Source organism: Armatimonas sp., assembly GCF_964826245.1.
Genome location: NZ_CBAYMC010000290.1, coordinates 1 through 4,657, shown reverse-complemented (window position 1 = coordinate 4,657; position 4,657 = coordinate 1). Strand labels below are relative to the sequence as shown.

General features: G+C 61.3%; 5 protein-coding genes. All 5 read left to right on the top strand.

The genetic code is table 11. The features are described 5' to 3' along the window. Window positions 1-724, top strand: a 724-nt coding sequence (locus AC1XOS_RS19890; RefSeq protein ID WP_481963957.1) for a Gfo/Idh/MocA family protein, incomplete at its 5' end; no start/stop codon positions are given. Then, entirely contained in the window at window positions 724-3,057 is a 2,334-nt protein-coding gene (locus tag AC1XOS_RS19885; protein ID WP_481963956.1) for a GxGYxYP domain-containing protein, read from the top strand. The genes AC1XOS_RS19890 and AC1XOS_RS19885, both read left to right, overlap by 1 nt. A gap of 187 nt (window positions 3,058-3,244) precedes the next feature. After that, complete coding sequence (locus AC1XOS_RS19880; protein WP_481963955.1) at window positions 3,245-3,517, top strand: hypothetical protein; 273 nt, start codon at window positions 3,245-3,247, stop codon at window positions 3,515-3,517. Continuing rightward, entirely contained in the window at window positions 3,514-3,879 is a 366-nt protein-coding gene (locus tag AC1XOS_RS19875; protein ID WP_481963954.1) for a clan AA aspartic protease, read from the top strand. The genes AC1XOS_RS19880 and AC1XOS_RS19875 overlap by 4 nt, the downstream gene beginning before the upstream one ends. A 356-nt stretch (window positions 3,880-4,235) precedes the next feature. Continuing rightward, window positions 4,236-4,657: SDR family NAD(P)-dependent oxidoreductase (locus AC1XOS_RS19870; protein WP_481963953.1), on the top strand; the 422-nt coding region annotated here is incomplete at its 3' end.

The following is a 4,657-nucleotide window of genomic DNA, read 5'->3' as shown; positions in this document are numbered from 1 at the left end:
CGAGGGCGAGCGGCTCTGTGATCTGGCCGACGCCAACGGGGTGAAGCTGGCGGTGAACCAGAACGGGCGCTGGGCACCGCACTTTTCCTACATCCGCGAGGCCGTGCAAGCCGGGCTGATCGGCGACGTGATCTCGGCCCATGTCGGGGTGCACTGGGACCATACGTGGGTGAAGGGCACCGCGTTTGAGAACATCTACGACCTAGTCTTCTATGACTTTGCAATCCACTGGTTCGACTTTGTGAGCACACTGATTCCCGGCAAGGCACGCTCGGTCTACGCCACGCGCGCCCATGCTGCCAGGCAGACCATCGGGCCGCCGATGCTGGCGCAGGCCCTGGTGCAGTTCGACGGTGGCCAGGCGTCTCTGGTCTTCGATGCCCATGTCAAGCACGGCTCGCTGGATCGGACGTTTGTGGCGGGCACCGACGGCACGCTCACCAGCACTGGCCCCGATCTGGGAACGCAGACCGTCACGTTGACCACGGCGGCGGGAGTCGCGACACCCGCGCTCACGGGGACGTGGTTCAATGATGGCTTCAAGGGCACGATGGGTGAGCTGCTCTGCGCGATAGAGGAAAACCGCGAGCCACGTAACTCGGCGCGCAGCAACCTCGCTAGCCTCGCCCTGTGTTTCGCGGCCATTGCCAGCGCCAATGAGAACGCGCCCAAAACCGTCGGTGAGGTGCGCCGGCTTCCTGCAGGAAGCGCCCCAGGAGTTTAATGATTTTTCCCCGTGTCGCGGTCTTTGAAGAGAGAGACTTTCCCACCTACGGCGTGAGCGCCCAGCTCACGCCGCGCAATATCGTGCACGATCTGAAGGCCGCGGGCTTCGAGGCGGAGCTGCTCGACAGCGCCGCCCTCGCCGATCCGAGCCAGTTTCATGCGAAGCGCTTTGCCGCACTGATCCTGCCACAGGGAAATACGTTTCCTAAGGTGGCGTTTGCCAATCTCCGCCAGTTCCATCAAGACAAAGGCTCGCTGATCACGTCGGGGATTCCGTTCACGCACCCCGTGATTCGTAAAGACGGCGCGTTTGTCGACACAGGCCATGAGGATGCGCCCGCACGCTTTGGCGAGAGTGGGATCGGTGTGGGCGGGTTTGCAGGGCCAGGCAAGACCACCGCTCCTGCGACCATCACGACCGGCGATCCGCTACGGCTCAAGGGAATCGTGACGGAGACGCCACTGCCGCGCCCGGCGCCGCAGTGGCTTGATACGAAGTCGCTCCCAAAAGGCGTGCGCCTCATCCCCGCCCTCGGCGATGCGGCGCGGCCTCTTGTGGCGCTTATCGTCCATGAGAGCGGGCCGTTTGCAGGCGCTGTGGATGCCTGGACCTACCGCCTCGGGCAGCGGGACCGGGAGGGCTACGAGAGCCAGCAGCTCGTGGTTCGTGCGACTGTCGCAGCGCTGGCGCAAGCGGGGAAGCTCAGCGCCCGTGAGGCTACCCACGCATTTCGTCGCCTGGATTCCCTGCCGCGCCCTGCGGTCTATAGCGATGTCGTGCTACCAACCGTGCCCCGGCGCTACCCCACGTTCCAGCCGAAGATGCCACCGCCTGCACGCCCGCTTCAGGTCGCCGATATTCGCAAGCTCACTCCCGACGAGAAAGTGCTCCTCTTCTCACTCCAGGGTCTGGTGAACCGGATACAGCCACGCATCTACTTCCTCACCGACGACGACGATGCGCTCTGGCTTGACGAATTGCAGCGGCAAGGCGCAACCGACAAGCCTCTCACCGTTGCCGATCCGTTCTCGCTGCTGGAGACTTTCAAAGAGGCGTACCGGGGCGCGGTGCTCTGCGATGCGAAAGTCTACACATCACCATGTGTGGCGGTGACCCTGGCGGGGCAAGAGAGCCTGCTGGTCTGCAAGACGCCGGAGCTGGCGAAGCGCCACAAGCTGACTGTCAAGACCGACCTGCGCGGGAAGTTCGCTAATAATGCCGCCGCGCTACGCTACATCCGCACCAAGCTGATTTCCAAGCAAGACCCGTATCTGACCTGTAGCCTCGATCCATCGCGCTTCGACCAGGGCGGGCTGGACCATCTGATCGCCTCGAAGGCGTCGGTGTTCTGGATCACGGGACCGAAGGCGGCGCACCTCCCCGGCGCGGACATGGCGGCGGAGCTGGAGGAGCTGCGGGCCTATCTGGCCAAGCTCCCGCTCGGGGCCGTGGTGCGTGGGTTCTGGTGGCACGGCGATGGCATGGGCCTGCAAGAAGACGATGGCGTGGCGCTGGGGAGCCGCTTTGGCAAGATCACGCTGGTGAGCGACCTCATCACGAATCTCTCGGTACACAGCGGCGTCCCCGCGACCACGCTCAAGCAAAAGCCGCGCCCCGCGCCGCCAAAGTTCGACCCTGCCAAGGTCTATGTCTGCTTCACCATGAGCGATGGCGACAACCTCTGCACCTGGCGCGGCTACTTCCGGCGCTACTTCGAGGACCCCGTGCGCGGCCAAATCCCGGTCGGCTGGGGCATGGGGCCAGCGCTGATTGATCTGGCACCGACCTGGGCACGCTGGTACTACGAGCACGCCACGGAGAACGACGAGTTCATCTGTGATGTCTCCGGGGTCGCCTATATCTATCCGCCGTCGTGGGGCACGGCGCTGAAAGACCGCGACGCGGCGTTTCGCTATTTCTACGGTCGCACCCAAGAGTACATGGCAAAGATGGACATGAGCACCGTGCGCCTGATGGACGTAGACGCCGCCGATATCGCCAAAGTCGGCCCACTTCTCCCCCAGACCGCCTACCTGATGCCCGACTACGGCCACGCAGGCGTCACCAACTACCACGAGCTGACCTACAAACTCCCCACCAGCCAGAGTGTCTTCCGCGCCGCCACCAGCGGCAGCGGACCCGAGCACTTTGCTAAGCAAATCCGAGAGCGCGCGGGTCAAAACCGCCCCGCGTTTATCAATGCCTTCATCTGGAACTGGGGCTCCAAGCTCGGCGATCTCAAGAAAACCCTGGAAATCCTCGGCGACGACTTCGTCGCCGTCACGCCGTCACAGCTTCAGTCACTCTACCGCCGCTGGGATCTTTTGTAGAACCCGTTCCGGCAGGCAATCATCCGACTATGCGGCCTTCGCATGGACGATAAAAGTCCTGCTCACCCAGAGGGTACCCGGGCCTTCGGTCGCCTCCTCGTTCCTCGTCGGTGAAGGGACGCTCAAAGTGCTCGATAGCCACGGCGTATTGTACACCAGCCGTAGAGAAGCGATATAATTTTCTACCATGGAAACCTTACTTTTGAGCCGTGAAGAGATCGCACGACGAGCACGTGAGTGGTACGACAAGCACATTCGCTCTCAGGTGGAGACGCCGGAAAATATTGGGCGGATGGTGGTTATTGATGTCGAGACGGGTGAGTTTGGAGTGGATGATCTAGGCTTTGATGCCGCCACCCAGCTTCGCATAAAGAACCCACATGCACGTCTCTTTGGGCTCCGAATCGGCTACAAAGTGGCGGCAACCCTGGGAGGAGTGATGGAGCGCACAACGCCATGATCTCGGGGCATGTGGAAAATCGTCACGCCTTGCTCCCTGTGGCCTTTCTCACCGCACAAAATGCACGGGTCACGATTGAGTTTGTGGTGGATACGGGCTTCACGGATGCACTCTGTCTTCCAGAGCAAGCCGTGCAGGCGCTACAGCTTCCCTATCAGTTTGACTTTCCCGCCACGCTCGCCGATGGAAGCGAAGTTCTGCTTCCCGTTCATGAAGCGCGAATTCACTGGCAAGGAGAAACGCGCCGTGTGCACATTCTTGCTACGGGGACACGCCCTCTTGTTGGCACTGCCCTTCTCGATGGCTGCACGCTAACGGTTCAGTTTATCGAGGGCGGCAATGTCATAGTGGAGCCTCTTTGAACCTTCTCATTACGGGTGCGACGGGGATTGCAGCGGCAACAGTGCGGAGAGAGATTCGTGAAAAATATTCCTAATGAATAGCCTGCCCAGAAAAACAATAGCCCCAACACAGCAAAAGTCATGGCAAAGAACAGGGTTCTTTCATCCCCTAAGACCACCAAGATGGCCACCGAAATGATCATTAGGGAAACTACAAAACCTAGGAGCAGCCCCGAATCTTGTGGCACCTTCTGAGCACGAAGCGCTACTAGTTCCTTCCGCTGTCCAGCGATTAACCGCTGAATCTTCTCCCGCTCTTCGTCGGTGAAGGAATGCTCAAAGTACTCGATTGCCACGGCGTATTGTACACTGAGACAATGAACCTTCTGATTACGGGCGCGACGGGAATCGCGGCGGCGACAGTGCGACTGGCTCTGGCGGCGGGGCATAACGTTTTTGTGACGAGCCTAAACGCCGATGACTGCGCGTTGCTTAACGTGCCCTATCTGGCTGCGGATTTGACCGACTCGGTGCAGGCGGATGCAGCAGTGGCGGTGGCAGTGCAGACACTCGGGAGCTTGGAGGGGGTCTTTTGTGTGGTAGGTGGCTCCGGGCGGCGCTTTGGCGATGGGCCGCTAGATGCCTGCACCGACGACGGCTGGCAGCAGACCTTTGCGCTGAACCTAGACACCACGTTTCATATCGCCCGCGCCGCGCTCCGGCAGTTTCTGGCACAAGACACGGGGGGGAGCTTGGTGCTGACGGGCTCGGTGCTCGCCTCGCACCCTGAGCCGGGGAA

Coding starts and splice junctions, on each gene's coding strand:
- AC1XOS_RS19885 (WP_481963956.1), top strand. CDS start 724: ATGATTTTTCCCCGTGTCGCGGTCTTTGAAGAGAGAGACTTTCCCACC.
- AC1XOS_RS19875 (WP_481963954.1), top strand. CDS start 3,514: ATGATCTCGGGGCATGTGGAAAATCGTCACGCCTTGCTCCCTGTGGCC.
- AC1XOS_RS19880 (WP_481963955.1), top strand. CDS start 3,245: ATGGAAACCTTACTTTTGAGCCGTGAAGAGATCGCACGACGAGCACGT.